The organism is Streptomyces sp. NPDC005566 (assembly GCF_040605575.1).
Taxonomy (GTDB): Bacteria; Actinomycetota; Actinomycetes; order Streptomycetales; family Streptomycetaceae; genus Streptomyces.
In genome coordinates this window covers 72,734-98,315 of the sequence record NZ_JBEXDB010000024.1, presented here as the reverse complement: position 1 = coordinate 98,315, position 25,582 = coordinate 72,734, and the positions used below count along the sequence as shown (strand labels likewise).

Genomic DNA, 25,582 nt, shown 5'->3' with positions numbered 1-25,582 from the left:
TTCTCCGCCCAGAGGGGTACGCGTACGTCATGGACTGGCTGAAAAATCTCCCCGTCATCGGGCCGCTCGTCGCACGGCTGATGATGACGCACGCCTGGCGCTCCTACGAGACGCTGGATCGGGTCCACTGGACGAGGCTCGCCGCGGCCATCACCTTCATCAGTTTCCTCGCGCTCTTCCCGCTCATCGCGGTCGGCGCGGCGATCGGTGCCGCGCTGCTCTCCGACGAGCAGCTGGACAAGATCAAGGACAAGGTGGCCGAGCAGGTGCCGGGTATCTCGGACCAGCTCGGCATCGACAATCTGGTGGCCCACGCGGGCACCGTCGGGCTCGTCGCCGGTGCGCTGCTGCTCTTCACCGGCATCGGCTGGGTCGGCGCGATGCGGGACTGTCTGCGCGCCGTCTGGGAGAAGGACGACGTGGACGAGGGCAATCCGGTCATCCGCAAACTCAAGGACGCCGGCCTGCTGTTCGGCCTCGGTGGTGCGGCGCTCGTGACACTCGCCGCCTCGACCGTCGGTTCGACCGCCATCGGCTGGACGGCCGATCTGCTGGGCATCCCCGAGGGCGGCGCCGGCGGCATCCTGCTCCAGGTGGCCGCCGTGACGGTCGCGGTGTTCGCCGACTTCCTGCTGCTGATCTACTTGCTGACCCTGCTGCCCGGCGTGGAGCCGCCGCGCCGTCGGCTGATCGTCGCGGGGCTTGTCGGTGCGGTCGGCTTCGAGCTGCTCAAGCTGCTGCTGGGCAGCTACATGAAGGGCGTCGCGGCCAAGAGCATGTACGGCGCCTTCGGTGTGCCGGTCGCACTGCTCCTCTGGATCAACTTCACCGCGAAGCTGCTCCTGCTCTGCGCCGCCTGGACGGCGACGCCGAGCAAGGAGGAGGGCGCTACCGGTTCCGTCAGCGACGGGGGAGGCGACGCACCAGATCGGGCAGCGGCCAGCGCCGGTTGACCAGGAACACGCCGGCCCCGAGGACCACCAGCAGCCCACCGACGATCGACAGGGCCGTCCACACCCCGCTGGTGCCGGTGGCGGCGGTGGTCGCCGCATGCTTCCTCCCGGACCCGGTCCCGGTCCCGGCCCCCGGCCCGTCCTTGCCGGCGTCCGTGGCGCCTTCCTGCTGCGCGCCCTTGCCGGTTCCGGTGGCGGCGGACTTCGGAGGGACCAGCTCGCCGACCGGGGTCACTTTGCCGCTCGACGCGAAGCCCCAGTCGAGAAGGCTTGCGGCCTCCTTGTAGACGGCGTGGCTCTCCTCCGACGACGGGTTCATGACGGTGACGAGCAGTACCTTGCCGTTGCGCTCGGCGACTCCGGTGAAGGTGTTGCCCGCGTGCGAGGTGTAGCCGTTCTTGACGCCCGCGATGCCCTTGTACGGTTCCACGCCGATGTCACCGGTGATCAGCCGGTTGGTGTTCTGGATCTCGAAGGACTTCCGCTTCTTGCCCTTCTTCTGCTCCCCGGGGAACTCGGCGGTCGCCGTCGCGCTGTACTCCCGGAAGTCGGCCTTCTGGAGACCGCTGCGGGCGAACAGCGTCAGGTCGTACGCGCTGGAGACCTGCTTCGGGGAGTCGTAGCCGTCCGGCGAGACGACCGTTGTGTCGAGCGCCTGGAGTTCCTCGGCGTGTCGCTGCATGGCCGCGACCGTCGCCGGCACACCGCCGTACATCGAGGACAGCACATGCACCGCGTCGTTGCCGGAGCGCAGGAACACACCGAGCCACAGGTCGTGGACCGTGTAGGCGTGGTCCTCCTTGATGCCCACCAGGCTGCTGCCCTGACCGACACCGGCGAGCTCCTCCTCCGTCACCATGTGCGTCATGGTCTTCGGCTGGAGTGCGGGCAGGACCGTGTCGGCGAAGAGCATCTTCAGGGTGGAGGCGGGCGGCAGCCGCCAGTGGGAGTTGTGGGCCGCGAGCACCTGGCCGTTCTCCGCGTCCGCGACGATCCACGAGCGGGCGGTGAGGTCCTTGGGCAGGACCGGTGCGCCGCCGCCCAGGTTGACCTGGGTGCCGACCTCCCCGAGCTGCTTGCCGCCGACCGTCGACAGCGGACCGGTCGGCTTGGGCTGTTTGTCGTCGGTCTTGTCCTTATCGGCCGCGACCGCGGGACTGACGACACATACGGACAGCAACGCGGCGGAGAGGACCGTCAATACGGTCTTTTTCAGAGCAGGCACGGTCGGAAACGTACATGGCGAAGCTGAGGATGGGGACCCGGATGGTCTGACCCGCCGTGCAGACCGCCGAGACAGCCCACCCCGGGCGACCGGGCCGGAGGGCGGCGGCGATATTGGATCCATGAAGCTCAGCCGCCCCGTCTCCTGGTTCCTGCTCGCGTTCGGGGTGTGGAGCTGGTTCATCTGGATCACTTTCCATGCGTAACTAACCCTTACGAGGGAACCTTCAGAGCGCACAGGTCAGAGCCCATGACAACAAGCAGCATGGTGGCGTGGCCCCTTTCCTGTCCCCCGTGGACCCCCAGAAGCTAGACACCGTACGCGTAGCGTTGTATGCACGGCAGTCCAAAGCGCGTCCCGACTCCTCCGAAGCGTCTCCCGAGGATCAGCTTCACAAGGGCGAGGCGCTGTCGGACTCGCGCGGGTGGCGAGTCGTGCGCCGATTCAAGGACATTGGCCGATCCGGGTGGGACCCCAAGGCGGTACGGCCAGGGTTCGACGACCTGATGATCGCCGTACGCGCGGGCGAAGTCGACGTAGTCGTCGTCACTGAACTGTCACGCCTCACGCGGAAGGGCGCCCACGACGCGTTGGAGATCGACAAGCAGCTCAAGAAGTACGGAGTCCGCTTCGTCTCCGTACAAGAACCCTTCCTGGACACAAGCATCCCCATCGGCGTCGCGATCTTCGCGCTGATCGCAGCACTCGCCAAGCAGGACAGCGATATCAAGGCCGAACGACTGAAGGGAGCCAAAGGCGAGATCTCGGCCCTCGGCGGGCGCCACTCCTCAAGTGCCCCCTACGGCCTGCACGCCGTACGCAGGCAAGTGGACAACCTCGTGATCTCGGTTCTCGAACCGGACGCAGGTAACCCCGAACACGTCGCCACCGTGGAACGCATGGTGAAGATGTGCCTGGACGGCACGTCGGACAACGCCATCGCCACCGAGCTTGAGGCCGACGGTGTACCCGCGCCCGGACTCGCCCGACGACGGGCAACCCCCAAGCGGATGGAGTCCATCAAGAAACGGCGCGTCGCAGGCGACGACAGCCCCATCCGCTGGCGCGCGCAGACAGTCGCGTGGATCCTGAATCACCCTGCCATCGGTGGATTCGCCAGTGAGCGTGTCCCGCGCGGGAAGCATCACATCAACGTGATTCAGCGCGACGCCACGGGAGCGCCCGTCACCCCGCACATGGGCATCATCAGCGGTGGCATGTGGCTTGAGCTGCAAGAGCTGCGGCAGGACCGCACCCCCGCCAACAGGAAGCCCGGAGGGGAAACGGTGTCAACCCTCCTCAGCGGATGGCGGTTCACGCGCTGCGGACTGTGCGACGGTTCCATGGGGCAGAGCAAGAACAATGGTGGACAGGACTACTACATGTGCGCCAACCCGAAGGGTCACGGCGGACTCTCCATCAAACGCAAGGACGCGGATGAGTATGTCGCCGAACGCGTATGGGCCCGCCTGGTTCGCGCCGACATGGGTAAGGAGGAAGACCGCGACTGGGTCGAAGCCGCGGCAGCGCGTTTCGCGGCACAGCAAGATCTGGCCGGAGTCCAGGCGGAACGGGAGGGGACAGCCGCGCACCTCGAACACGTGCGGGCGTCCATCACAGAGCTTCAAGCGGACCGCAAGGCGGGGCTCTACCGAGGAGCAATCGAACTCGCCACATGGCGTGCGACTGTGCGGCAATACCGGGCGTACGAGTCGGCGTGTGAACAACGCATCGTGCAACTCGACGCCCGGACCGCTGACTCGGTCAGCATCCCATCCGAGTGGTTCGCCGCTGACGCCGAACAGCCGACGGGCTCCGGAACACCGTGGGCCGAGTGGGACGTGGTCAAGCGGCGCGAATTTCTGGCGCTTTTCCTCGAAGGCGTATCCGTCGGCCCGGGGCGCGACCCCGAGACGCGGAAGCTGATCCCCGTTGAAGCGCGCGTGATGCTCGGCTGGCGCAAGAAGGCGGAAGACAGCCAGGAAGGGGAGGATTCCGTCGACCCCCTTGGCTGGTCAGTCGGGTGCCAGTCACATACTGGTAGGGACCACCCTGCCGCAGCGAAGGACACTGACACCCCATGAAGCTCACACGCCCCGTTTCCTGGTTCCTCACGGTGTTCGGCGTCTGGTCTTGGGTGATCTGGGCCACTTTCGCCAAGAACTTGTGGAAGGACGGCAGCGGACTGGCGTTCGATGACGCGGGTGACCCGACTGCGTACTTCTGGGTCCATCTCCTGCTCACCATCACGTCGTTTCTTCTGGGGACGGCCGTCGGAGTCATCGGGTTCCGTGGTGTCAGGGCTTCGCGCGGCGAACGCACATGACAAGCCGGACAAAGGCGAAGGTCCGGGCGCGGGTGGGAGCAGGCTCACAGGTGGGCGGGGGAGCGTAAGTGGTTGTGGTCTTCGCAGGGGCGGCTGTCGCGGTTCTCGCGCTGCTCGTAGGCGTGCACCGTTATGTGTGGCGCCGGTTCGTCGGTGACACGACGGCGAAGGGCGGTGCCGCGCGCCGCGTCGGCACGGTCGCGATGTTCGTGCTGCCGCTGCTGAGCGTCGGCGCTCTGGTCTCGAGCCGTGCGGGGGTCCCGTTCCGGGTGCAGCAGGTGCTGGCCTGGCCGGGCTATCTGTGGCTGGCCGCGCTGCTGTACCTGACGCTGGCTCTGCTGGTGGGCGAGGCCGTACGTCCGGTCCTGCGCCGAGTGCTCGCTAGGAGGAACGCCAGGAGCGCGGCCGCGGGGGACGCTGCTGCGGGGACCGACACGCCTGCCGTCACCACCACAGCCACGACAGCCACGACAGCCACGACAGCCACAGCATCCGCGGACGACGCCGTGCCGCGTGCCGAGCCGGGCACGGCCTCCAGCACCGAAGCCGCCTCCGCCCCCGCCTCCGGGACCCGCACCGAAACCGAGCCCCGCACCGAAACCGAGGCTCCAGCCGCCCCGTCCGTCGCCGACCCCTCGCGGCGGCTGTTCGTTGCCCGCGCCGTCGGTGGCGCCGCCGCCCTCGCCGGGCTTGGCACGGTCGGTTACGGCACGTACGGCGTCCTGCGCGGCCCCCGGGTCAAGCGGATCACCGTGCCCCTGGCCAAGCTTCCGCGCTCCGCCCACGGCTTCCGGATCGCCGTCGTCAGCGACATCCATCTCGGTCCCATCCTGGGCCGGGCGCACACCCAGCGCATCGTCGACTCCATCAACGCCACCCGGCCCGATATGGTCGCGGTCGTCGGCGACCTCGTCGACGGATCGGTCGCCGACCTGGGCCGCGCCGCCGAGCCGCTGGCCGGGCTCGAGGCACGGCACGGCAGCTACTTCGTCACCGGCAACCACGAGTACTTCTCCGGTGCCGCCGAGTGGGTCGACCACGTGCGTGAGCTGGGTCTGCACCCGCTCGAGAACGCCCGGGTCGAGATCGGAAGCTTCGACCTCGCCGGGGTCAACGACGTCGCGGGCGAAAGCGAGGGCCAGGGACCCGACTTCGTCGCAGCGCTCGGTGACCGCGACCGAGGACGCGCCTCCGTCCTGCTCGCACACCAGCCCGTCGTCATCCACGACGCCGTCGAGCACGGCGTCGACCTGCAGCTCTCCGGCCACACCCACGGTGGTCAGCTCTGGCCCGGCAATTTCCTTGCCGAGCTGGCCAATCCCACGGTCGCGGGGCTGGAGCGCTACGGCGACACCCAGCTCTACGTCTCGCGCGGTGCGGGCGCCTGGGGCCCGCCGGTCCGCGTCGGGGCAGCCTCCGACATCACCGTGGTGGAGCTCGCTTCCAAGCAGGCCTGACCGGCGCATCGAGCGACGCGTCGACGGCCACCCTGCTGAGGACCTGGGAGCTCAGCCGGATGTGGCGTCCGGTGCCGGGCGGGCCGCCGCGCCCGGCATGAACTCCACGAGTACGTCATGGAGTTGCCGCACGAGAGGCCGCAGCACCCGGAAACGGGACAGTGCGATCGCCCGTGCGGCGATCGGGGCGGTGCGCTCCACGAGCCGCCGGCTGCGCTCGGTGCCCTCGGTCCGGTCGTAGACCCAGAACAGCACCAGCCCCATCTGCATCAGCCACATCAGCTGCGGAAGCAGTTCGGCGAGTTCCGGGTCGTGCTTGGTACTGGACCCGGCCAGGCACCGCTCGTGCACGGAGATGGCGGCCTGGCGTGCGGCGACGGACTCCTCCGAGAACGGGGACAGCGGACTGTCGGGGTCGGCGGCGTTCTTGAAGAACTGGGCGGCGAAGCGGTGGTACTGCTCCGCCACGTCCAGCCAGCCGAGCAGGACGCCCCTGATGCGTACGGTGAGATCCGGGTCCCCCGCGAGAATCGGCCGGACCGCCGCCTCGTGCTCGGCGGCGATCCGGTCGTAGAAGCCCTGGACCAGGTGTTCCTTGGAGGAGAAGTAGTAGTAGGCGTTCCCGACGGAGACACCGGCCTCCTGGGCGATGGCCCGCATCGTCGTCCTGTCGTAACCGCGCTCCTCGAAGAGTCTGAGTGCGGTCTCGAGAATCAGAGTGCGGGTCTGCTCACTCTTCTGGGCCTTGACCGCCTTGGCGGTCTTGCCCTCTCCGGCCGGCTTCGCCGCGTTCGCGTCAGCCACGTTCTTCGCTTCCTTCACCACGGTCCCAAGGCTAACCGGGAGATCCGTCCGCCGGACCCGGCACTGCGCAGCGCCCGTCGCCCTCGCCGCACGGCTGTGCCGTCACGGACCGGTACTTCGCCGCGGCGAGCACGGTCGCACGGGCGAACGGCCGGCCCATAGGCGTGGCCAGCCAGTGGGCCCTCGGCCGGTGTTCGGCCAGCGCCCAGAGGCAGACGATCCAGGCGTCGGTGGAGCGGTAGACCTGTCCCCGGTCACCGACCACCGTGATCTCGTCGAGCGTGCCCGCGTGGTCGAGCCCGGGGAAGCGGCGCTGCGCCTCCTGGGAACCGGCCGGGACCAGATCGAGCGGTACGAGCTGACGCCTGCTCTGCAGCCACTGCCGCAGATGGAGGCAGAGCGAGCACCGGTCGTCGTAGAGCACGGTGAGCCGGGTCACCGGGGCGGACAGGACCTGCCCCGGTGCAAGCGTGACGGGGATGTGCGTCACGGCCCCGCTCACTTCCCGGTGGCGGGTGCGGCCCACGGCCCCTGGCCGCCCGGACCCACCCAGCCCTGCGGCGGCACGGGCGGCGTCTGCTCCCGCTCCATGAGGCCGCGGCGGCGGATCTTGTTCAGTACGTAGACGTTCCCGAGGTGCATCACGCCCAGGACGAGCAGGACGACGCCGACCTTCACGGACAGGGCCTCGAAGAGCTGGCGGGCGTCGGCGACCCCGTCGGCGTTCTTCAGATAGAGGGTCACGAAGCCCAGGTTGACGAGGTAGAAGCCGACCACCAGCAGGTGGTTCACGGCGTCGGCGAGCTTCTCGTTCCCCTGGAGCACATCGGCGAGGAAGACCTTGCCGTTGCGGCTGAGCGTGCGGGCGACCCAGATGGTCAGCGCCACGCTGATGAGTAGGTAGATGACGTACGCGAGCACAGTGAGGTCCATGCCCCACCCTCCCTTGAACGCGTTCAAAAGCTGATGACAGTGACTGTAGACCTGCCTTTGAACATGTTCAAGTGGCGCCCGGTGGACGCCGGAACACTGGAAGGAGCAAGGGAGGGCCGAGCGGGGCCGAGGGAGGGTCGAGCAGCGCCGAGGAAGGGCCGAGGGAGGAAGCGAGGGAAAGGGTGAAGGACGGGCAGGGGTGACGCGGGATCAGCCGCTGAGGGCCTTGCGGAGCTCGGCCCGCAGTGCATCCGGGTCCGGGAGCGGTTCGGAGCCCAGGGCCTCGTTCCACCGGGCGGCCGCCTGGTCGACACCGGACCGGAAGGCCCGCCGCAGCGGCACCTGGCCGAAGAACAGCGCGAGCGCGGCCACCGGCCGCAGCAGCGACCGACCGCGCACGGTCAGCGTGACGCCGATTTCCCACGCGCCCTCGGCGGCCGGACGCGGAGTGACGGTGAGACGCGCCCGCCCGAGCCGGTGCTTGGCGCGGGCCGTCAGCGGAGCACGGGCCGGCGGGAGGGAGCCGGGACGGGCAGCCGCGGCCGCCCACCACGCGGGCAGGGCGACTTTTGCGCGGCCCGAGACCCGCTGCAGCGAACCCCCGCCGGGATTGCGCAGGTCGAAGCGCACGTTCAGCGCTCCGGGCCGGTCGGGACTGAGCAGCCGCGCGGCCAGCAGGACGGTCAGGTCGGCGGACTTGACGAGCTGCTCGACCGCGATCGCGGTCGAGCGCCGCCACTCCCGTACGGTGACGACGACCACCTGGTCCGAGGGGATGCCGGAGGCGTCGGCCGCCTCATCGGCGTCCGGGCCGATCTTGTACCGGGCCCCCGGCCGCAGATGACGGCCTTTCAGCAACCGGGCGCCGGGGACCGGAGGTCCGTCGCCGCCCCCCAGCACGATGCGGCCGCCGCGTACCTGCGTGGACTCGGCGGCGTCCAGGACGAGCGACGCGCACTCCTCGAACCAGGCGCGGTCCACGGGCACGACGGCGACCGTGTGATCGAAGCGGGCCATGCGGGTGCGCTACCCGGGTTCAGGCGCTCATCGAACGGGCGGTGTTGAGCTGGGCCATCACCATCTGGAAGGTCTGCGGACCCGTGGCCGGAATCATCGTCGAGTGGTGGCGGCCCCCGCTGGTGACCGTGACCTGGATGAAGCCGGTCGTCTTCTTCTCCTTCATCAGAAGGAAGAGCAGACCGATCAGACACAGCAGCGCGAAGATGATCGCCAGCACGATAGCCACGGTCGGAATCTTCTCCTCCGTGCGCGACATGTCGGTCGCCGTCCACACCGCACCCTTGAGGGGCATCGTGCCGGACGGCGTCACGATCGAGTCGTTCATGACGGTGATGTCACCGAACGACAGCATCGGAACCCCGCCCCCGTGCTGCATCCCGTGCTGCACCGGCAGGTTGAAGCCGGGCTGGGTGGGCTGTCCGGCGGCCGGATAGCCGTACCCCGGACCGGGCTGCACCGCCGAATCGGGCAGCGGCTGCGGATAGCCGTACGCCGGAGTGGCACCCGGCGCCGCCGGGTAGCCGTAGCCCTGTCCGTCCGGCATCGTGGGCGGGTTGCCCGGCTGCTGGGGCGGGCCCCACTTGTATGAGTCGTCCGCGTACGGATTCGGATCGCTCACAACGTTCCCCGTTCTCCATCAAGACTTCGTCCCCCGTGCTGTGCCGCGCCGGGAGTGTCGAGCCGGTCACCGACTCCGCATGACCGTACCGTCCACGCCCCCGCGACGCACCAAGAGGCCCCGCTTCGCGCGCAGTCCGTGCGCGGAACGGGGCCTCTCGGTGACAACCTGCGGAGCCGGAGCGGCCCGTGGGTCAGAAGCGACGCGTGATCAGCGCGCGCTTCACTTCCTGGATCGCCTTGGTGACCTCGATGCCGCGCGGGCAGGCGTCCGTGCAGTTGAACGTCGTGCGGCAACGCCACACACCGTCACGGTCGTTGAGGATCTCCAGGCGCTGCTCGCCGCCCTCGTCACGCGAGTCGAAGATGAAGCGGTGCGCGTTGACGATGGCCGCCGGGCCGAAGTACTGGCCGTCGTTCCAGAACACCGGGCACGAGGACGTGCACGCGGCGCACAGGATGCACTTGGTGGTGTCGTCGAAGCGCTCGCGGTCCTCGGAGGACTGCAGACGCTCACGGGTCGGCTCGTTCCCCTTGGTGATGAGGAAGGGCATGACATCGCGGTAGGCCTGGAAGAACGGGTCCATGTCGACCACGAGGTCCTTGAGGACCGTGAGGCCCTTGATGGCCTCGACCGTGATCGGCTTGTCCGGGTTGATGTCCTTGATCAGCGTCTTGCAGGCGAGCCTGTTCTTGCCGTTGATCCGCATCGCGTCGGAGCCGCAGATACCGTGCGCGCAGGAGCGCCGGAAGGTCAGTGTGCCGTCCAGCTCCCACTTGATCTTGTGGAGGGCGTCGAGGACACGCTCCTTCGGGTCGATCAGGATCTGGAAGTCCTGCCACTGCGCCTCGTCGGAGACCTCCGGGTTGAAGCGGCGGATCCGGAACGTGGCCGTGATGTACGGGGTGTCGGCGAAGCCGGCCTCGGGCTCGGGAGCCTTGTCCGACTTCTCCAGGGTGGGGGTAGCCATCAGTACTTACGCTCCATCGGCTGGTAGCGGGTCGTGACGACCGGCTTGTAGTCGAGCCTGATCGACTCGGTGCCGTCGGCGGTGACCTCGCGGTACGCCATGGTGTGGCGCATGAAGTTGACGTCGTCGCGGTTCGGGTAGTCCTCGCGGTAGTGACCGCCGCGGGACTCCTTGCGGGCCAGCGCGGAGGTCGCCATGACCTCGGCCAGGTCGAGCAGGTTGCCCAGCTCGACGGCTTCCAGCAGGTCGGTGTTGAACCGCTTGCCCTTGTCCTGGATGGACACGCTGAGGTAGCGCTTGCGCAGCTCGGCGATCTTGTCGACCGCCGTTTTGATCGTCTGCTCGGTGCGGAACACCATCACGTTGGCGTCCATGCACTCCTGCAGCTCCAGGCGGAGCGTGGCGACGCGTTCGGTGCCCGTGGAGTTGCGCAGCCGCTCGACCTGGTCGATGACCTGCTGCGCCGGGTTCTCGGGAAGCTCGACGTAGTCGTTCTTCGCGGAGTACTCGGCGGCGGCGATGCCCGACCGGCGTCCGAAGACGTTGATGTCGAGGAGCGAGTTGGTGCCGAGGCGGTTGGCGCCGTGCACGGAGACACAGGCGACCTCGCCGGCGGCGTACAGGCCCGGGACGACGGTCGTGTTGTCGGCGAGCACCTCGCCCTCGACGTTGGTCGGGATGCCGCCCATGGCGTAGTGGGCGGTCGGCTGGATCGGGATCGGGTCCGTGTAGGGCTCGATGCCGAGGTACGTACGCGCGAACTCGGTGATGTCCGGGAGCTTGGCGTCCAGCTGCTCCGGCGGGAGGTGCGTGAGGTCGAGGTAGACGTGGTCTCCCTCGGGCCCGCAGCCGCGGCCCTCGCGGATCTCCGTGTAGATGGAGCGGGACACGACGTCACGGGACGCGAGGTCCTTCATGACGGGCGCGTACTTCTCCATGAAGCGCTCGCCGTCCTTGTTGCGGAGGATGCCGCCCTCACCACGGGCGCCCTCCGTCAGCAGGATGCCCATGCGCCAGATGCCCGTCGGGTGGAACTGGAAGAACTCCATGTCCTCCAGCGGCAGACCGCGGCGGTACGCGGCGGCCTGGCCGTCACCGGTCAGGGTGTGGGCGTTGGAGGTCACCTTGAAGAACTTGCCGGTGCCGCCGGAGGCGAAGATGACCGACTTCGCCTGGAAGACGTGGATCTCACCGGTGGCCAGCTCGTACGCGACGACGCCGGCGGACTTCTTGACGCCGTCGACCTCCTGGAGCAGGAGGTCCAGGACGTAGAACTCGTTGAAGAACTCCACGCCCTCCTTGACGCAGTTCTGGTACAGCGTCTGGAGGATCATGTGGCCGGTGCGGTCCGAGGCGTAGCAGGACCGGCGGACGGGGGCCTCGCCGTGGTTACGGCTGTGGCCGCCGAAGCGTCGCTGGTCGATCTTGCCTTCGGGCGTGCGGTTGAACGGAAGGCCCATCTTCTCCAGGTCGAGAACGGAGTCGATGGCCTCCTTCGCCAGGATCTCGGCGGCGTCCTGGTCGACCAGGTAGTCGCCGCCCTTGATCGTGTCGAAGGTGTGCCACTCCCAGTTGTCCTCTTCCACGTTGGCGAGCGCGGCGGCCATGCCGCCCTGCGCCGCGCCCGTGTGGGAGCGGGTGGGGTAGAGCTTCGTCAGCACGGCGGTACGGCTGCGCTTGGTCGACTCGATGGCCGCGCGCATGCCGGCGCCGCCGGCGCCGACGATGACGGTGTCGTACTTGTGGATCTGCATGGTTTCCTCTGGTCCCTCTGTCCCGGCGCCTAGCGGATGTTCGGGTCGAAGGTGAAGATCACCAGCGTGCCCAGCAGGACGGTGAACACCGTGGCGGTGTACAGGAGCATCTTCAGCCAGAAGCGGGTGGTGTCCCGTTCGGCGTAGTCGTTGATGACCGTACGGAGGCCGTTGGCACCGTGGAGCATGGCGAGCCACAGCATCGCCAGGTCCCAGACCTGCCAGAACGGCGAGGCCCAGCGGCCCGCCACGAAGGCGAAGCCGATCTTGGAGACGCCGCCGTCCAGCACCAGCTGGATCAGCAGGTGGCCGATGACGAGAACGACCAGCACGATGCCCGACAGGCGCATGAAGAGCCAGGCGTACATCTCGAAGTTGGTGCGTGAGCCCTTGGGGGTCTTGCCCGTGCGCTTGCGCGGGGGCTCGATCACCGGAGCGGGGTTGTCGACGTCGTACAGGCTTACCGCCTCGACGTCACCGATCGCGGAGGAGGAGGTCTCGATGGACATTGGCCTCAGCTCCCGAAGACTTCGCGTACGGCGTGACCGAGGACGGGGTACAGGGCCCCGACCATCAGCACGACCCAGATACCCAGGACGGCCCAGAGCATCTGCTTCTGAACGCGCGGGCCCTTGGACCAGAAGTCCACGGCGACGATACGGAGACCGTTCAGCGCGTGGAAGAGAATCGCGGCCACCAGGCCGTACTCGAGCAGCGCGACGATCGGGGTCTTGTAGGTGGCCACGACCTCGTCGTACGCCTCGGGGGAGACACGCACGAGTGACGTGTCAAGGACGTGTACGAACAGGAAGAAGAAAATGAGGACACCGGTGACTCGATGAGCCACCCAGGACCACATGCCTTCCCGGCCGCGGTACAGCGTTCCAGCCGGCACGGAAGAACCCTCCGGGAGCGGGGATTGGGGTCGGCCGGCTTGACTGTCGGTCTGACCCGGCCGGGTACGGTCCACCGGCCCTGGCCATCGTAGCGACGCTTTGTCGGTTCCATGGCGGCGGGGCCTCTGGTGTGATCAAAGTGGCAATCAAACAGGCACGGACGGGCTACCGCAGTCCATATGCCACCTTTCAGAACGGGCTCCGTGCCCGCCCCGCGTCCGTCACCAGCTCGATGATGCGGCCCCGGGCGAGTCGCCGCATTTCCTCGGCCGTGAGGGCCCGCTCCTCGTCGGGATCGTGCGCCAGCCGGGTACGGATCGCGGCCAGCACCTGGTCAACGTGCTGCGAGGGCCGCCACCCGTCCAGGCAGATCACGAACGCATGGCCGAAGCGACTCTCGTACGCGGCATGCGCCGCCCGTAGCGCCAGATGGGCGGCGCGGGGCGCGTCGTGGTGCAGGCAGGGGGCGCTCTCGGCCGCGAGCGCCTCGGCGATGTCGGTGGGAGTGAGGTCGTAACCCGCCTCGTCGGACGCGGCGAGAGCCGCGCCGAGGTCCGGGAAGGGCCGGTGGGCGGCCATGCGAACGGCCCAGCGTCGGCTGCCGCAGCACTCCAGCAGGGCGGCCTCGGCGGCCTCGCGGGGCCATGTGTTGAAGCGGTCGAGTCCGCTCGAGTGGGCACTCGTGCGCGTACTCACCGAGACTGGATCCGGAACCGGGGCTTCCACCGGTGCCTGGGCGGCACCGCGGCTCTGGGCGGGTATGGCTGTCCGCCCGGCCTGCTGCGGCGGTTTCGGCAGGCCGGCGTGGGACTCGCTGGACCTGGACAGCTGGACTCCTCGGTTGAACGACGACGTCGACCCTGGAGAGGGGCCGGAGAGCAACGAGGTTGCGTGGGGGGAGAGAGCGAACAGTGAGACGTATGTGTTGCCACGCTAGCGAGGCAGGGCTTCGGGTACCCGAGGCATGCGCGAAGTTCACCCGGACGGGAGAGTTTCGGAACGCTTGATGGACGTTTCGCTGAGGAGAATGCCCGACTATCCCCCCATCTTTGACCTGTTTCTCCCCTCGATCCGGAGGATTCTGACCGATGTCGCCCTCACGCGGAGCCCTGGTGGCCGGAGCCGCCGTCACGGCGGCAGCCGCCGTCACCCTCACCGTCATCGTCTGGCCCGAGAACTCCGGCCCCGGGAACCAGGGCGGCGCGCAGTCCTCCTCCCGCACATCCGCCTCCCCCTCGCCGAGCCGGAGCTACCCGCTCTCCACGGCGCCCGGGACCGTACCCGCGGTGCGTTCGCACACCGCCGCCCGCGGCCCCGGCTGGAAGCCTGGCGAGAACAGCACGGTCGTCGTCGCCGACGGTGACGAGGAGCTCGCCGACGAGGCGAAACTGCTCGCCGAGGAACTGAAGATCCGTTACCGGGGTGAGGCCGCGGCCCGCGCCGGAGACGTCGAGCTGGCACTCGGGGCCAAGGGTGCTCCCGAGTCGTACACCCTGAAGGCGGCGGGCGGCCGGGTCACGATCAGCGGCCACGACCAGGCGGGTGTCTTCTACGGAACCCGCACGCTCAAGCAGTCGCTGAACGCCGCCGGGACCATGCCGGAGGGCGTGGTGCGCGACACCCCGGACCGGCCGCAGCGCGGCCTCAACCTCGACATCGCGCGCAAGCACTACAGCGCCGAATGGATCGAGGACCGGCTGCACGAGATGGCCGACATCAAGCTCAACCAGCTCGGCCTGCACTTCTCCGACGACCAGGCCTTCCGGATCGAGTCCGATACGCACCCCGAGATCGTCTCCGAGGAACACCTCACCAAGGCCGAGGTCCGCCGGATCGTGAAGCTCGCCCAGAGCCTCCACATCACGGTCGTCGGCGAGATCGACTCCCCGGGACATCTGGGCGCGGTCCTGCGTGCCCACCCCGACCTCCAGCTGCGCAACACGCAGGGCGAGGCCCGGCCGGGGGCCATCGACATCTCCGATCCCGAATCGGCACAGATCGTCGACGACCTGCTGAACGAGTACGCCGAGCTCTTCCCCGGCGACTGGTTCCACGTCGGAGCGGACGAGTACCAGGCGCTCACGGTGAGCAGTCCGCAGGCCTCGTTCCCGCAGCTCGCCGCGGCCGCGCGGGAGAAGTACGGCGACGACGCCACCATCCAGGACCTGGCGGAAGGCTGGCTGAACGACCGCGCCGCGGTCATCCGTAAGGCGGACAAGATCCCCAAGGCCTGGAACGACGGCTTCTTCAGCGGAGGGACCGTCACCGCCCACAAGGGCATCGAGGTCGAGTACTGGACGGGCAAGGAGATCGGCGCCCGGCCGCCCGAGGAGTACCTGGCCGAGGGCCGCGATGTGATCAACCTCAACGACGAGTACCTCTACTACGTACTCGGCCAGCCCAACCAATTCGTCTACCCGACAGGGGAGCGGATCTACGAGCAGTGGACCCCGTTCGTCCTGCGGGGCACCGAGCCGGTACCCGAGCGCTACTCGAAGCAGATCCTCGGCGGCCGGTTCGCGGTCTGGGGCGACCTGCCGAACGCACAGACCCCGCAGCAGGTGGCCGACGGCATCCGGATGCCGCTCAACGCGGTCTCCCAGAAGCTGTGGGATCCACGCAAACCGGCGCTGACCTGGGCACAGTTCCAGCAGTTGGCGGACGAGGTCGACACGTCGAACTGATCGGCAACTCCGTGGACAGCGACGCCGCGGGAGGTTAGGTTCCGCTAGCCGCGCGCCCTGGGGAGGGGCGTGCGGCTCATGCGTTCCCGACGAATCCTGGGGGGTTCACTTCATGCTGTGCACCACATGCCGTACGAGACCCGCCGCCTCCGCCGACGGTCTGTGCACCCGCTGTGCGGCGCTGTATCCCTCACCGGAGGACAGGCCCGTTTCCGTTACTCCGGGACCGACGCAGGAAACGTGGCACCGGCTGCGATCGCCCGTCGGGCTAGGCAGGGCAGTCGTCGTCCTGCTCGGGATCGTCATCGCCACCGACCTGATAGCGGTGGGCGCCGGACTGATCGTCCGCAACGCATACACCTCGACCATGTTCGCCGACCGCGTGTACGTCACCAACGACGCGCAGGCCTACGCCAACGTGTTGTACGGCGCGGCGGGCGCCCTGCAGAGCCTGGTGATGCTGGCCACCGCTGTCCTCTTCATCCTCTGGTTCCAGCGGGTCCGGCTCAACGCCGAGGTGTTCGACGCGGATGAGCAGCGTATGAAGCCCGGCTGGGCGATCGGAGCCTGGTTCGTCCCCATCGGCAACCTCTGGCTGCCGCGCCGGATCGCCGCCGGGATCTGGGCGGCGAGCGGCTTCACCCACACCGACGGCAGTCGGCGCCCCGTCTCCCAGGCACCACTGAATCTCTGGTGGACGGCATGGGTGATCAACCTTGTCCTCGTCCGCTATGCCACCCGGAGATATGAGCAGGCCGATGCACCGCAGGAGATCGTGGACGCTGCCGGGTTGGCTGTCGCCTCCGACGTGCTCGACATCGTCGCCGCTGTCCTCGCGATCCTCTTCGTGCGCCGGCTGACCGCGATGCAGGGGGAGCGGGCGGCCCTCGGTCCGTACCCGCACGCGGAGCCGGCGGCAACCGGTGCCGTCCCGTCCTGAGTTGACCCGATTTCGCGCTTCCCCGGCGCGTCCGCCGGGCAGAATGGCACCCCGGACCGCGGGGGGAGCGCGATGTGGGTTTCTGGGGCTATTACTTGGTGGGCCGCAGCGGTGAGCCGCTTTCCGGCCACCCGGCACTGCGGTACGTGGCGGACCGGCTGACCCTGCGGCAGTACCGGGCGGACGGCTGGCAGGTCTGGTCCCACCCGAGCGAGCCGCCCCTCGGCTCCATGGCCGCACTGGCCGCGTCCTTACGGGCGCCCGTCCTCTTCGGGTTCGTCATGAACAGTGCCTGCGTGGTCGTGGAGGCGGCGGCGCCGCTGAGCGGATCCTGGTACGCCTGTCTGGGGCGGGCACCCATGGCCGCGCATCTCGGTCCGGAGGGCATCACGCTCGAGGACCTGTTCCTGCCGCCCGAGGACGCGGCCGCCCGGGCAGTCCAGTGGGCGTCGGAATCAGGCCGCGGCGTCCTCGAAGGACCTCTGCTCGAACTCCTGCGCGTCGAACATCCCGAGTCGTTCGCCGAGCCGCTTTTCTTCGCTTTTCTGGACCGTCTGGGCATCGAGAGCCCGTCTGACTGAGTCTCAGCGTGTTCTCCCGTGTCGCGAGAGTGACGCTTTTCAGCCATCTGGCGCAGTACGCGGTAACAGGAAGCACAGCGTCCCGCTGTGTCCTGACCGAGGGGAGACGCCGATGAGCCTGCTGGAGCTGATCGCTCTTGCCGACGAGCGAGGGCTGGCGGCGAGCGGGCTCGCATGCCTGGACCGCTGCCTGCCGCCCCCGGCCGGAGGCGGTGAACCGGAGCCACTGCGCCCGCTCTGGGCGAGTTGCGGGAGTGGTGAGGAGTGGGCCACGCGGCTCGCGGCCGTCCGTGCGGCGCTGGACAGCGATGCCGCCGGGGCGGAGGACGCGCCCGCGGCCGGAGACACCCCCGCGATCCGTGTCCGCGCGATGCTTGCTGCCGCGCCCGGCGAATTCGCCGCGGCGCCCCTGCGAGCGTGGGCCGACGCCTGCTCGCTCGTCGCGCTGGACATCCACCGTGCGTTCGACTTCCCGGCCGCCGGTGGCGCCGAGCAGTTGGAGCGCTGCCGTAGCGGCGACCTCGAAGGCAGCGGGCCGCTCGTCGCGGGTGAGGTCCGCCGCCAGATCGAGATCCTGGAGACCCTCGCGGAGACCGCGGGAACCGTGGGCGGCGGAGCGGGCCTGCGCCGCGCGCTCGATCTGTCGACCGAGGGCCAGCGGGTGCTGCGTGCGGTGATGTCACGCAGGGCGCGCGGCCGGGTCTGACTCTGCGGCGCCCGAGGACAGGAGAAATCCGGGGACAGGAGAGAGGGGACGACGACCGGGGCCGCCACCCCCCACAGGAGAGGCCCCGGTCGTCTTCCACGGGGCCGCAGTGCGACCCCGTACTCATCTCAGCGCCGTGGGTGCGTTTTCTGTCACACCGCGCTGCGTCAGGAGACAGTTGCGGGTTGTACAAGTCATGGACGTGGCACCGTCCGACCACGTAGCGTGCTGAGTCGCGCAGAGTGGCGCAGCAGTGGTGACCAGCTGCGATTCAAATCAGCAGGGCGGGTTGAGGGAGTGCTGGGGGACGACGCGGAGCTGACTGCCGCGGTGCTCGCGGCGCAGGACGGGGACGAGGACGCCTTCCGTACTGTGTACCGCGCTGTGCAGCCGCGCCTGTTGGGCTACATACGGACGCTGGTGGGGGAACCGGACGCCGAGGACGTCGCTTCGGAGTCCTGGCTGCAGATAGCGCGTGACCTCGACCGATTCAGCGGGGATGCCGACCGGTTCCGCGGCTGGGCCGCCCGGATCGCGCGCAACCGCTCGCTGGACCACATCCGGATGCGTGGCCGACGGCCCGCCATCGGCGGCGACGAGACCGAGCTGGCCGGGAAGGCCGCCGAGTCCGATACGGCGGGCGAGGCGCTGGAGTCGCTGGGCACCGGCCGTACTCTTTCGCTCATCGCCCAGCTTCCGCAGGACCAGGCCGAGGCCGTCGTGCTCCGTGTGGTGGTCGGGCTGGATGCGAAGAGCGCCGCGCAGACACTCGGCAAGCGTCCCGGTGCGGTGCGCACGGCGGCCCACCGGGGACTGAAGAGGCTGGCGGAGCTGGTCGGCGCGGACGACGGCCCGGACGACGAGATTCCGGCGGCGGGTACCGGACTCGGTGCCGTGCCCGCGCAGCGCCCCGCCCGCAACGGTGTGGCGGCGCCCGCCGGTGTGACGCATTCGCGTCCGTGGACGCAGAAGGACATGTGATGGCCGACGAGCAGTACGAGTGGCTTGACGCGGACGCGGCGGAGATTCTGCTCCGTGGCGAATCCGTGGAGCCCGTCGACGATCACGCCCGCGACGAGGCCCGGCGGCTGGAGGCCGCGCTGCGGTCCGCGCGTACCCCGCGCCCTTCCGGTGCCGAACTGCCCGGTGAGGCGACCGTGCTGGCCGCTTTCCGCGAGACCTCCCGTGCCAGGAAGCGGGACGGCGCGGTGAGAGCCGGAATCGCGGGGGAACAGGACGCCCTGCACGCCGTACGGATCGGTGCCACGCGCTCCGCCCCGTCCCGGCGCCCGCGCTGGAGCCGGCCCGTGCGCTACGGCCTCGCCGTCTCGCTCGCCGGGTGCGCGCTCGGCGGGGTGGCGGTCGCCGCGGGTACCGGTGTGCTCCCGGCGCCGTTCGGCGGCCAGTTCTCCCCGGTCCCGGCCACGTCCGTATCGGCGGCCTCCCCGGAGGAGTTGGGGGCCGAGCTGCCCGACAGTGGCAGGCCCTCGCCCCTGCCGTCCGGTTCGCCCGCCTCTCCGGACGCTTCCGGGACACCCGGCGGGGCGGCCACGGGAACGGACCCGGGCGACGGGCCGGCCGGCGAGGACGGCAGCGGAACGGGCAGCGGTACGGACCGGGGCGACGGCGACCGGGACGGCAGCGCGGACCAGGACGGCTCCGAGGGTGGTGGGGCCGGCCGGGAGACACCTGACGGCTCCGGTGGCCCGGTCGGTTCCGACGGCACCGACTCCGAGAAGGCCCGTGAACTGTACGAGAGGTCCGTCCGGGCCTGCCGTGCCTACCGCGAGGGAACCCTCAGCGCCGCGAGCGAGCGCTGGCTCATCCGGCTGGCCAAGGGCGAACGCAACCTCGACCGTTTCTGCGACCGCCTCCTCGACGGGGACGGCAGCAGTGGCGGGGACGGTCCGGACGGTGGCGAAGGCGGCAAGGACCCGGGAGACGGTTCCGAGGGCTCGCTCCCGTCGATCTCCTTCCGTACGCCGCCCGCGCAGGACGAGCCGCAGGACGGCTCGGACATGCGGTCATCGTCGACCGACGCCGCCTCATCTGCCCGCTGACCTGCGCGGATGCCGCCCGGGAGTGGTCCCCGGCCGACAAGTGTGACGTTTTTCGAAGCCCTGACGCAGTAGTAAGTGAGCCGACTGGTCATCGGCCGCGCATTGAGCCGGGGTTCCCCCCGTACCTTCGGCTCGGCGCATCCGGCGCGGGCGGGACACGTTCCCCCGGTCCCGCCCGCGCCCTCTTTTTGGTTGAAGCCGCTACCAATAAATGACGACCTTGTCGCCGTTCCTCACCTGGGCGAAGAGCGAGGCGATCTTCCCCTCGTCCCGGACGTTCACGCAGCCGTGAGAGGCTCCGCTGTAGCCGCGGGCCGCGAAGTCCGAGGAGTAGTGCACCGCCTGGCCCCCGCTGAAGAACATCGCGTACGGCATGGGCGAGTCGTAGATGGTCGACACGTGGTGACGGGACTTCCAGTACACCGAGAACGTGCCCTCACGGGTGGGCGTGTACTGCGAACCGAACCGCACGTCCATCGAGGAGACGACCCGGCCGTCGATCATCCAGGACAGGGTGCGGCTGTTCTTGCTGATGCACAGGACCCGGCCCGTCATGCACCGCGCGTCCGGCTCGGCCGCCGGCCTGTCGGTCGGCGGATCCAGCTCCTGGGCGGTCGGCTTCCGCGTCATCCCGACCAGCCGCTGCCAGGTGACCGTGTCGGTCCTCCCCGTCCGCGACAGGCCCCGCTTGCCCTGGAAGGACTTCACGGACGCGACGGTCGCGGTGCCGTAGTACCCGGTGGGGCTGCGGTCGAAGTGGCCGATCTGGCGCAGCCGGGCCTGGAGCTCCCGAACCTGCTTGCTCCGGTCTCCGACGGACATCAGGGTCTTCGGTCGTGGTGCGGGCTTCTTGCTCGGCTTCGCCTCGGGGGAGGACGGAGTCGCCGGGCTGCTCGGCTTGGCGTCGTCCGCGGGGCTCGCGGCCGTCGAGGGGGCCTTCGGTGCGGCCGTAGGCTCGGCGGCGCCGACCGTCTCGGCCCTGCAGCCCGCCGTCAGCAGGGCGAGGGAGAGGACGCCGACGAATGCCGTTGCCGCCGTGCGCGTTCTGCCTGCACGGCTGTTCGTACCTATGCGTCTCATCCTCGTCCCCCTGGTTCGCCCATTGTTTCCCGGTATCTCATGGCGCGGATATCTCATGAGACGGATTGCCGTCCTGCCCGGTTGCCGAATCCTGCGCATGATGGGGAAGGTGAGTCCAGGCCCCGGAGCGTGCTGTGAGCAAGGTCCCGGCGCCCGGACCCCCGACCCGGCACGTCGGTGGCGACGTCGGTGGCCGAACAGTGGCTTGAGCGGAGGCGCAGGACGACATGACGCGTGAGTCCGAGTCGGGGTTCCCCATCGAGCCGGTGTACGGGCCGGACGCGCTCGACGGCTGGCAGGCCCCGGAGAAGCTGGGCGAGCCGGGCGCGTACCCCTTCACGCGCGGGGTCTACCCGACGATGTACACCGGCCGCCCGTGGACGATGCGGCAGTACGCGGGATTCGGCACGGCCACCGAGTCGAACGCCCGCTACCGGCAGTTGATCGCCCACGGCACCACGGGCCTGTCGGTCGCGTTCGACCTGCCCACCCAGATGGGGCACGACTCGGACGCCCCGATCTCCTCCGGTGAGGTCGGCAAGGTCGGTGTGGCGATCGACTCCATCGACGACATGCGCGTCCTGTTCGGCGGGATCCCGCTGGGCGAGGTCTCCACCTCGATGACCATCAACGCACCCGCCGCCCTCCTCCTGCTGCTCTACCAGCTGGTTGCTGAGGAGCAGGGCGTCCCGGCGGACGCGCTGACCGGCACCATCCAGAACGATGTCCTCAAGGAGTACATCGCCCGCGGCACCTACATCTTCCCGCCGAAGCCGTCGCTGCGGCTGATCGCCGACATCTTCAAGTACTGCCGGGCCGAGATCCCGAAGTGGAACACCATTTCGATCTCCGGTTACCACATGGCGGAGGCGGGCGCCTCGCCCGCGCAGGAGATCGCGTTCACCCTGGCCGACGGCATCGAGTACGTCCGTACCGCCGTCGCGGCCGGCATGGACGTGGACGACTTCGCCCCGCGCCTCTCCTTCTTCTTCGTGGCCCGCACGACGATCCTGGAGGAGGTCGCCAAGTTCCGTGCCGCGCGCCGGATCTGGGCGAAGGTGATGAGGGAGGAGTTCGGCGCGAAGAACCCCAAGTCGCTGATGCTGCGCTTCCACACCCAGACCGCGGGCGTGCAGCTCACCGCCCAGCAGCCCGAGGTCAATCTGGTCAGGGTCGCCGTACAGGGCCTGGGCGCGGTACTGGGCGGCACGCAGTCGCTGCACACCAACTCCTTCGACGAGGCCCTCGCCCTGCCCACCGACAAGTCGGCCCGCCTGGCCCTGCGCACCCAGCAGGTCCTGGCGTACGAGACGGACGTGACGGCGACGGTGGACCCCTTCGCGGGTTCGTACGTCGTGGAGAGGATGACCGACGACGTCGAGGCCGCAGCCCTGGAACTGATGCTCAAGGTCGAGGACATGGGCGGCGCGGTCGACGCCATCGAACGCGGCTTCCAGAAGGGCGAGATCGAGCGCAGCGCCTACCGGATCGCGCAGGAGACCGACAGCGGCGAACGTGTCGTCGTCGGAGTCAACCGCTTCCGCCTCGACGAGGAGGAGCCGTACGAACCCCTCCGCGTCGATCCGGCCATCGAGGCCCAGCAGGCTGCCCGGCTGGCGAGACTCCGGGCCGAACGCGACCAGGGGGCGGTGGACGCGGCGCTGGCCGAGCTGAAGGAGGCGGCGGGGAGCGAGGCGGGCACAGTGAACGTCCTCTATCCGATGAAGGACGCGCTGAGGGCGCGGGCGACGGTGGGCGAGGTCTGCAACGCGTTGCGGGAGGTCTGGGGGACGTACGTCCCGACGGACGCGTTCTGAGCGGAGGGGTCCGCCCTCTCGGGTGCTCTCCTGCCGATCGGCCACCCGTGGACAGACCGGTCCGCGGACCGGTCCGCGGTAGTCCGGTCCGGCGCAGTCCGGAGTGCCATATTCCGGACTGCCTAACCGGAGTGTCGTACCCGCATGCGAGACTCCCCACATGCTAGGTGTCACCGATCTTCCGACCTATCTCGCCGGCCTCGTGCTGATCATTCTGCTGCCGGGGCCGAACTCGCTGTACGTGCTGTCCGTCGCCGCCCGGCGCGGTGTGCGGACCGGTTATGTGGCCGCCGCGGGCGTGTGGACCGGGGACACCGTCCTGATGACGCTGTCCGCCATGGGCGCCGCGTCCCTGCTGCAGACGACGCCGCTGCTCTTCGCCGTCGTCAAGTACGCGGGTGCGGGATATCTGACCTGGCTGGCCATCGGAATGCTGAGGGCCGCCGTGTCGACGTGGCGTGAGCGTCATCAGCGGGTCGCCGAGCTGACCGAGGCGGGCCCGTCGCCCGCCACGGCCGTCGAGCGTCCCTACCGACGGGCGCTCGTGGTCAGCCTGTTCAACCCGAAGGCCATCCTGTTCCTGATCTCCTTCTTCGTGCAGTTCGTCGACCCGGGCTACGCCTACCCGGCCCTGTCCTTCCTGCTGCTGGGTGTCCTGCTGCAGATCGGCAGCTTCCTGTACCTCTCGATGCTCATATTCGGCGGCACCCGCCTGGCCACCGCGTTCCGCCGCCGCAAGCGGCTGTCGGCGGGGGCCACTTCGGTGGCGGGTGTGCTGTTCCTCGGCTTCGCGGCGAAGCTCACCCTCAGCGGCGTCTGAGCGGGCCGGGGCCGCCCCGGGCGTTCAGTGGTGCCATGCCTTGCCGCCCACGTTGTGGATCATGCGCTGGAGCACCTTGAGGGCGGCGACGAACTCCTCGTCCGGGATACCGGCGTGGATCTCCGCCCTGGCCCGGCCGACCCGTTCGTACACCTTGTCGTGCAGCGCGTGCCCCTCGGCGGTCAGCCGCAGGCGGGTGGTGTCGTCCTGGGTGACCAGGCCCCGTGCGACGAGGGTGTCGATCTCGGGCTCCAGTCCGTCCCCGACGTGCAGGTAGCCGCGGAGCATCGCGACCACCTCCGCGCGGGGCCGTCCCTCGTCGTCCGCGTCGACCAGCTGGTTGATCACCCACCAGGGCGGCTGGGTGAGACCGTGCTCGGCGAGGGCGGCCCGGATGTGGGTCACGGTCGCTTCGTGGGCGGCCCAGCTCCAGTAGCCGATGGGCTGCCGTGCGAGTCCTGCGTCGTCATGTGAGTAGTCCATGTCCCCGAACGTAGGACCTCAATCAAGCTTGAGGTCAAGGCCCATGGTCGCGGCGTACTCCGCGAGCCCCGAGGTGTCGTCGCCGGCCCAGCCGATGTAGCCGTCGGGGCGGACGAGGAACAGGCCCTGGCCGTAGGCCTCGCAGGCCGCCGCCCGGTGGCAGCGCAGCAACGCACCGCCGGGCGCGGGCAGTCCGGCGTCGGTGCCGACGGCGAGCAGGGTGAAGTGCGGCCCCCGGAACACGTCGAAGAGGCGCTGCCCGTCGCCCGCCGGCCCGTCCGGTGCCCGGTCCCCGGCTTCCAGGAGGCCGGCCCGGCCGCGGGACAGGGGGCCCTCGCGGTAGCCGAGACCCAGCTGTTGGGTGGCGGCGCCGCGCTCCTGCTCGCCCCGGTGGATCCGGGTCGAGAGGCCCAGCATGTCGGCGGCCACGGGGCGCCGCTCCTCCTCGTAACTGTCCAGCAGTGCGGGCGGCGCGCCGTGCCGCAGGACCTGGCCGAGCTTCCAGCCGAGGTTGTACGCGTCCTGGATGCTGGTGTTCAGGCCCTGTCCGCCGGCCGGGGAGTGGACATGGGCGGCGTCACCCACGAGGAAGACGCGGCCCGCGCGGAAGCGCTCGGCCAGTGCGGCGCGCGGCCGGAAGTCCGAGCACCAGCGCACCTCGGTGACGTCCTGCGGGTCGAGGTGGGTGCGGGCGGCGACAAGCTCCCGTACGGCCTCCGGCGAGGTGTCCGGCTCGCCGTGCTTGAACTGGGCGACGAGCTGGAAGTCGGCTGTTCCGGGAAGCGGGCACAGTGTGGTGTAGCCCGCGTCGCCGATGAAGATGTGCCAGTTCAGCCGGTCGAGGGCCGTGTCCGCCACCCGGACGTCGGCGACCAGCATGGGGGCGGGGTCGACGCTCTCGCCGTTCATCGGGATGCCGAGCGTGCGCCGGACCGTGGAGCGCCCGCCGTCCGCGGCGACCAGGTAGGACGTGCGCACCGGGCCCGTGGACAGTTCGGCGGTGACTCCGTCGGGGTCCTGGGCGAGGCCGGCCAGGGCGGCCGAGAAGGTGACGTCGCCGCCGAGCTCGCGCAGCCGGGCGAGCAGGATCTCCTGGGTCCGCCACTGCGGCATCGTCCACGGTTCCCCGTAAGGCTCCGCTTCCGTCGGTGCCGCGCGGCGGAACATGTCGTACGGGCCCTGCCGCTCGCCGTCGCGCCATGTCATGCCGACGGGGGCGGCGGCGCCGTACGTGCGCACCGCTTCGCCCACCCCGAGGTCGTCGAGCACCTCCCTCGTGCGCGGCTGGATGCCCTTGCCCCGTGAGCCCGGGAAGAGCGTGGCGGCCTGCTCGACGACGAGGGTGCGCACACCTCGGCGTGCCAGATCGCAGGCGAGGGCCAGGCCGCTGGGGCCGGCGCCGACGATCAGCACCTCAGTTTCCTTAACGCTGTTAAGTTCCATGGTTCGGAGTT

The 25,582-nt window shown here is 69.5% G+C and carries 26 protein-coding genes; 12 read left to right on the top strand and 14 right to left on the bottom strand.

All coding sequences use genetic code 11. The features are described 5' to 3' along the window. Window positions 1-29: 29 nt before the first annotated feature. A complete protein-coding gene (locus tag ABZS61_RS30760; protein WP_356428405.1) occupies window positions 30-953 on the top strand; it encodes a YihY/virulence factor BrkB family protein in 924 nt (307 codons plus the stop codon). Here ABZS61_RS30760 and ABZS61_RS30755 read toward each other — a convergent pair. Continuing rightward, a complete protein-coding gene (locus ABZS61_RS30755) occupies window positions 901-2,178 on the bottom strand; it encodes a D-alanyl-D-alanine carboxypeptidase (RefSeq protein ID WP_356428402.1) in 1,278 nt (425 codons plus the stop codon). The genes ABZS61_RS30760 and ABZS61_RS30755 overlap by 53 nt on opposite strands. A gap of 293 nt (window positions 2,179-2,471) precedes the next feature. On the opposite strand from ABZS61_RS30755, the gene ABZS61_RS30750 reads away from it, so the two are divergent. The 3 genes from ABZS61_RS30750 (at window position 2,472) to ABZS61_RS30740 (ending at window position 5,961) form a co-directional block, all read left to right on the top strand. Further along, window positions 2,472-4,262: a recombinase family protein gene (locus ABZS61_RS30750; protein ID WP_356428399.1), complete on the top strand. Its 1,791-nt coding sequence runs from the start codon at window positions 2,472-2,474 to the stop codon at window positions 4,260-4,262. Continuing rightward, window positions 4,259-4,504, top strand: coding sequence for a hypothetical protein (locus tag ABZS61_RS30745; protein WP_356428396.1), 246 nt, complete (start codon window positions 4,259-4,261; stop codon window positions 4,502-4,504). Before ABZS61_RS30750 ends, ABZS61_RS30745 begins: the two co-directional genes overlap by 4 nt. Before the next feature lie 74 nt (window positions 4,505-4,578). Next, complete coding sequence (locus ABZS61_RS30740) at window positions 4,579-5,961, top strand: metallophosphoesterase (RefSeq protein WP_356428456.1); 1,383 nt, start codon at window positions 4,579-4,581, stop codon at window positions 5,959-5,961. 51 nt (window positions 5,962-6,012) lie between these two features. Here the strand turns inward: ABZS61_RS30740 and ABZS61_RS30735 are convergent, their stop codons facing one another. From ABZS61_RS30735 to ABZS61_RS30690, 10 genes are all read right to left on the bottom strand, one after another. Continuing rightward, entirely contained in the window at window positions 6,013-6,765 is a 753-nt protein-coding gene (locus tag ABZS61_RS30735) for a TetR family transcriptional regulator (protein WP_356428453.1), read from the bottom strand. 31 nt (window positions 6,766-6,796) lie between these two features. Then, the gene (locus tag ABZS61_RS30730) at window positions 6,797-7,255 is read right to left on the bottom strand and encodes a DCC1-like thiol-disulfide oxidoreductase family protein (RefSeq protein ID WP_356428393.1); all 459 of its coding nucleotides are present in this window, start codon (window positions 7,253-7,255) and stop codon (window positions 6,797-6,799) included. An 8-nt stretch (window positions 7,256-7,263) separates the two neighbouring features. Next, complete coding sequence (locus ABZS61_RS30725) at window positions 7,264-7,698, bottom strand: hypothetical protein (protein WP_356428391.1); 435 nt, start codon at window positions 7,696-7,698, stop codon at window positions 7,264-7,266. Between the two features lie 210 nt (window positions 7,699-7,908). Then, the gene (locus ABZS61_RS30720; protein WP_356428388.1) at window positions 7,909-8,715 is read right to left on the bottom strand and encodes a hypothetical protein; all 807 of its coding nucleotides are present in this window, start codon (window positions 8,713-8,715) and stop codon (window positions 7,909-7,911) included. 19 nt (window positions 8,716-8,734) lie between these two features. Next, window positions 8,735-9,337, bottom strand: a complete 603-nt coding sequence (locus ABZS61_RS30715; RefSeq protein WP_356428386.1) for a hypothetical protein — start codon at window positions 9,335-9,337, stop codon at window positions 8,735-8,737. Between the two features lie 193 nt (window positions 9,338-9,530). Beyond that, window positions 9,531-10,307: a succinate dehydrogenase iron-sulfur subunit gene (locus ABZS61_RS30710; RefSeq protein ID WP_329208115.1), complete on the bottom strand. Its 777-nt coding sequence runs from the start codon at window positions 10,305-10,307 to the stop codon at window positions 9,531-9,533. Further along, window positions 10,307-12,061 carry a succinate dehydrogenase flavoprotein subunit gene (gene sdhA / locus ABZS61_RS30705; RefSeq protein WP_356428382.1) on the bottom strand — a complete coding sequence of 585 codons (1,755 nt, stop codon included), beginning with the start codon at window positions 12,059-12,061 and terminating at the stop codon, window positions 10,307-10,309. Before sdhA ends, ABZS61_RS30710 begins: the two co-directional genes overlap by 1 nt. Before the next feature lie 29 nt (window positions 12,062-12,090). Then, window positions 12,091-12,570: a succinate dehydrogenase hydrophobic membrane anchor subunit gene (locus ABZS61_RS30700; RefSeq protein ID WP_356428380.1), complete on the bottom strand. Its 480-nt coding sequence runs from the start codon at window positions 12,568-12,570 to the stop codon at window positions 12,091-12,093. A gap of 5 nt (window positions 12,571-12,575) precedes the next feature. Then, window positions 12,576-12,956 (bottom strand): succinate dehydrogenase, cytochrome b556 subunit, encoded by a 381-nt coding sequence (gene sdhC, locus ABZS61_RS30695; protein ID WP_356428377.1) that lies wholly within the window; start codon window positions 12,954-12,956, stop codon window positions 12,576-12,578. A 190-nt stretch (window positions 12,957-13,146) separates the two neighbouring features. Further along, window positions 13,147-13,653, bottom strand: a complete 507-nt coding sequence (locus tag ABZS61_RS30690) for a 2-oxo-4-hydroxy-4-carboxy-5-ureidoimidazoline decarboxylase (RefSeq protein WP_356428374.1) — start codon at window positions 13,651-13,653, stop codon at window positions 13,147-13,149. Window positions 13,654-14,045: 392 nt separating this feature from the next. On the opposite strand from ABZS61_RS30690, the gene ABZS61_RS30685 reads away from it, so the two are divergent. From ABZS61_RS30685 to ABZS61_RS30660, 6 genes are all read left to right on the top strand, one after another. Next, window positions 14,046-15,641, top strand: a complete 1,596-nt coding sequence (locus ABZS61_RS30685) for a glycoside hydrolase family 20 protein (RefSeq protein ID WP_356428372.1) — start codon at window positions 14,046-14,048, stop codon at window positions 15,639-15,641. 112 nt (window positions 15,642-15,753) lie between these two features. Beyond that, complete coding sequence (locus tag ABZS61_RS30680; RefSeq protein ID WP_356428369.1) at window positions 15,754-16,581, top strand: DUF4328 domain-containing protein; 828 nt, start codon at window positions 15,754-15,756, stop codon at window positions 16,579-16,581. A gap of 74 nt (window positions 16,582-16,655) precedes the next feature. After that, entirely contained in the window at window positions 16,656-17,162 is a 507-nt protein-coding gene (locus ABZS61_RS30675; protein WP_356428366.1) for a hypothetical protein, read from the top strand. 112 nt (window positions 17,163-17,274) lie between these two features. Next, on the top strand, window positions 17,275-17,868 hold the full coding sequence (locus ABZS61_RS30670) for a hypothetical protein (RefSeq protein WP_356428363.1): 594 nt from the start codon (window positions 17,275-17,277) through the stop codon (window positions 17,866-17,868). Window positions 17,869-18,165: 297 nt separating this feature from the next. Next, window positions 18,166-18,849 carry an RNA polymerase sigma factor gene (locus tag ABZS61_RS30665; RefSeq protein WP_356428360.1) on the top strand — a complete coding sequence of 228 codons (684 nt, stop codon included), beginning with the start codon at window positions 18,166-18,168 and terminating at the stop codon, window positions 18,847-18,849. Further along, window positions 18,849-19,928: a hypothetical protein gene (locus ABZS61_RS30660; RefSeq protein ID WP_356428357.1), complete on the top strand. Its 1,080-nt coding sequence runs from the start codon at window positions 18,849-18,851 to the stop codon at window positions 19,926-19,928. The genes ABZS61_RS30665 and ABZS61_RS30660 overlap by 1 nt, the downstream gene beginning before the upstream one ends. 201 nt (window positions 19,929-20,129) lie before the next feature. Here the strand turns inward: ABZS61_RS30660 and ABZS61_RS30655 are convergent, their stop codons facing one another. Then, entirely contained in the window at window positions 20,130-21,008 is an 879-nt protein-coding gene (locus ABZS61_RS30655; RefSeq protein WP_356428354.1) for a L,D-transpeptidase family protein, read from the bottom strand. 227 nt (window positions 21,009-21,235) lie between these two features. On the opposite strand from ABZS61_RS30655, the gene ABZS61_RS30650 reads away from it, so the two are divergent. After that, window positions 21,236-22,825 carry a methylmalonyl-CoA mutase family protein gene (locus ABZS61_RS30650; protein WP_356428351.1) on the top strand — a complete coding sequence of 530 codons (1,590 nt, stop codon included), beginning with the start codon at window positions 21,236-21,238 and terminating at the stop codon, window positions 22,823-22,825. 160 nt (window positions 22,826-22,985) lie between these two features. Further along, a complete protein-coding gene (gene leuE / locus ABZS61_RS30645) occupies window positions 22,986-23,645 on the top strand; it encodes a leucine efflux protein LeuE (RefSeq protein ID WP_356428349.1) in 660 nt (219 codons plus the stop codon). Window positions 23,646-23,669: 24 nt separating this feature from the next. Here leuE and ABZS61_RS30640 read toward each other — a convergent pair whose 3' ends face one another. After that, complete coding sequence (locus ABZS61_RS30640; RefSeq protein ID WP_356428346.1) at window positions 23,670-24,128, bottom strand: MarR family winged helix-turn-helix transcriptional regulator; 459 nt, start codon at window positions 24,126-24,128, stop codon at window positions 23,670-23,672. Window positions 24,129-24,146: 18 nt separating this feature from the next. After that, window positions 24,147-25,571 carry an FAD-dependent monooxygenase gene (locus tag ABZS61_RS30635; RefSeq protein WP_356428343.1) on the bottom strand — a complete coding sequence of 475 codons (1,425 nt, stop codon included), beginning with the start codon at window positions 25,569-25,571 and terminating at the stop codon, window positions 24,147-24,149. Between the last annotated feature and the right edge of the window lie 11 nt (window positions 25,572-25,582).

What these genes read in the sequence shown, in the direction of transcription:
- ABZS61_RS30760 (WP_356428405.1), top strand. Translation starts at nt 30, where the DNA reads ATGGACTGGCTGAAAAATCTCCCCGTCATCGGGCCGCTCGTCGCACGG.
- ABZS61_RS30745 (WP_356428396.1), top strand. Translation starts at nt 4,259, where the DNA reads ATGAAGCTCACACGCCCCGTTTCCTGGTTCCTCACGGTGTTCGGCGTC.
- ABZS61_RS30725 (WP_356428391.1), bottom strand. Translation starts at nt 7,698, where the DNA reads ATGGACCTCACTGTGCTCGCGTACGTCATCTACCTACTCATCAGCGTG.
- ABZS61_RS30720 (WP_356428388.1), bottom strand. Translation starts at nt 8,715, where the DNA reads ATGGCCCGCTTCGATCACACGGTCGCCGTCGTGCCCGTGGACCGCGCC.
- ABZS61_RS30710 (WP_329208115.1), bottom strand. Translation starts at nt 10,307, where the DNA reads ATGGCTACCCCCACCCTGGAGAAGTCGGACAAGGCTCCCGAGCCCGAG.
- sdhA (WP_356428382.1), bottom strand. Translation starts at nt 12,061, where the DNA reads ATGCAGATCCACAAGTACGACACCGTCATCGTCGGCGCCGGCGGCGCC.
- ABZS61_RS30700 (WP_356428380.1), bottom strand. Translation starts at nt 12,570, where the DNA reads ATGTCCATCGAGACCTCCTCCTCCGCGATCGGTGACGTCGAGGCGGTA.
- ABZS61_RS30685 (WP_356428372.1), top strand. Translation starts at nt 14,046, where the DNA reads ATGTCGCCCTCACGCGGAGCCCTGGTGGCCGGAGCCGCCGTCACGGCG.
- ABZS61_RS30680 (WP_356428369.1), top strand. Translation starts at nt 15,754, where the DNA reads ATGCTGTGCACCACATGCCGTACGAGACCCGCCGCCTCCGCCGACGGT.
- ABZS61_RS30670 (WP_356428363.1), top strand. Translation starts at nt 17,275, where the DNA reads ATGAGCCTGCTGGAGCTGATCGCTCTTGCCGACGAGCGAGGGCTGGCG.
- ABZS61_RS30660 (WP_356428357.1), top strand. Translation starts at nt 18,849, where the DNA reads ATGGCCGACGAGCAGTACGAGTGGCTTGACGCGGACGCGGCGGAGATT.
- ABZS61_RS30655 (WP_356428354.1), bottom strand. Translation starts at nt 21,008, where the DNA reads ATGAGACGCATAGGTACGAACAGCCGTGCAGGCAGAACGCGCACGGCG.
- ABZS61_RS30650 (WP_356428351.1), top strand. Translation starts at nt 21,236, where the DNA reads ATGACGCGTGAGTCCGAGTCGGGGTTCCCCATCGAGCCGGTGTACGGG.
- leuE (WP_356428349.1), top strand. Translation starts at nt 22,986, where the DNA reads ATGCTAGGTGTCACCGATCTTCCGACCTATCTCGCCGGCCTCGTGCTG.
- ABZS61_RS30640 (WP_356428346.1), bottom strand. Translation starts at nt 24,128, where the DNA reads ATGGACTACTCACATGACGACGCAGGACTCGCACGGCAGCCCATCGGC.
- ABZS61_RS30635 (WP_356428343.1), bottom strand. Translation starts at nt 25,571, where the DNA reads ATGGAACTTAACAGCGTTAAGGAAACTGAGGTGCTGATCGTCGGCGCC.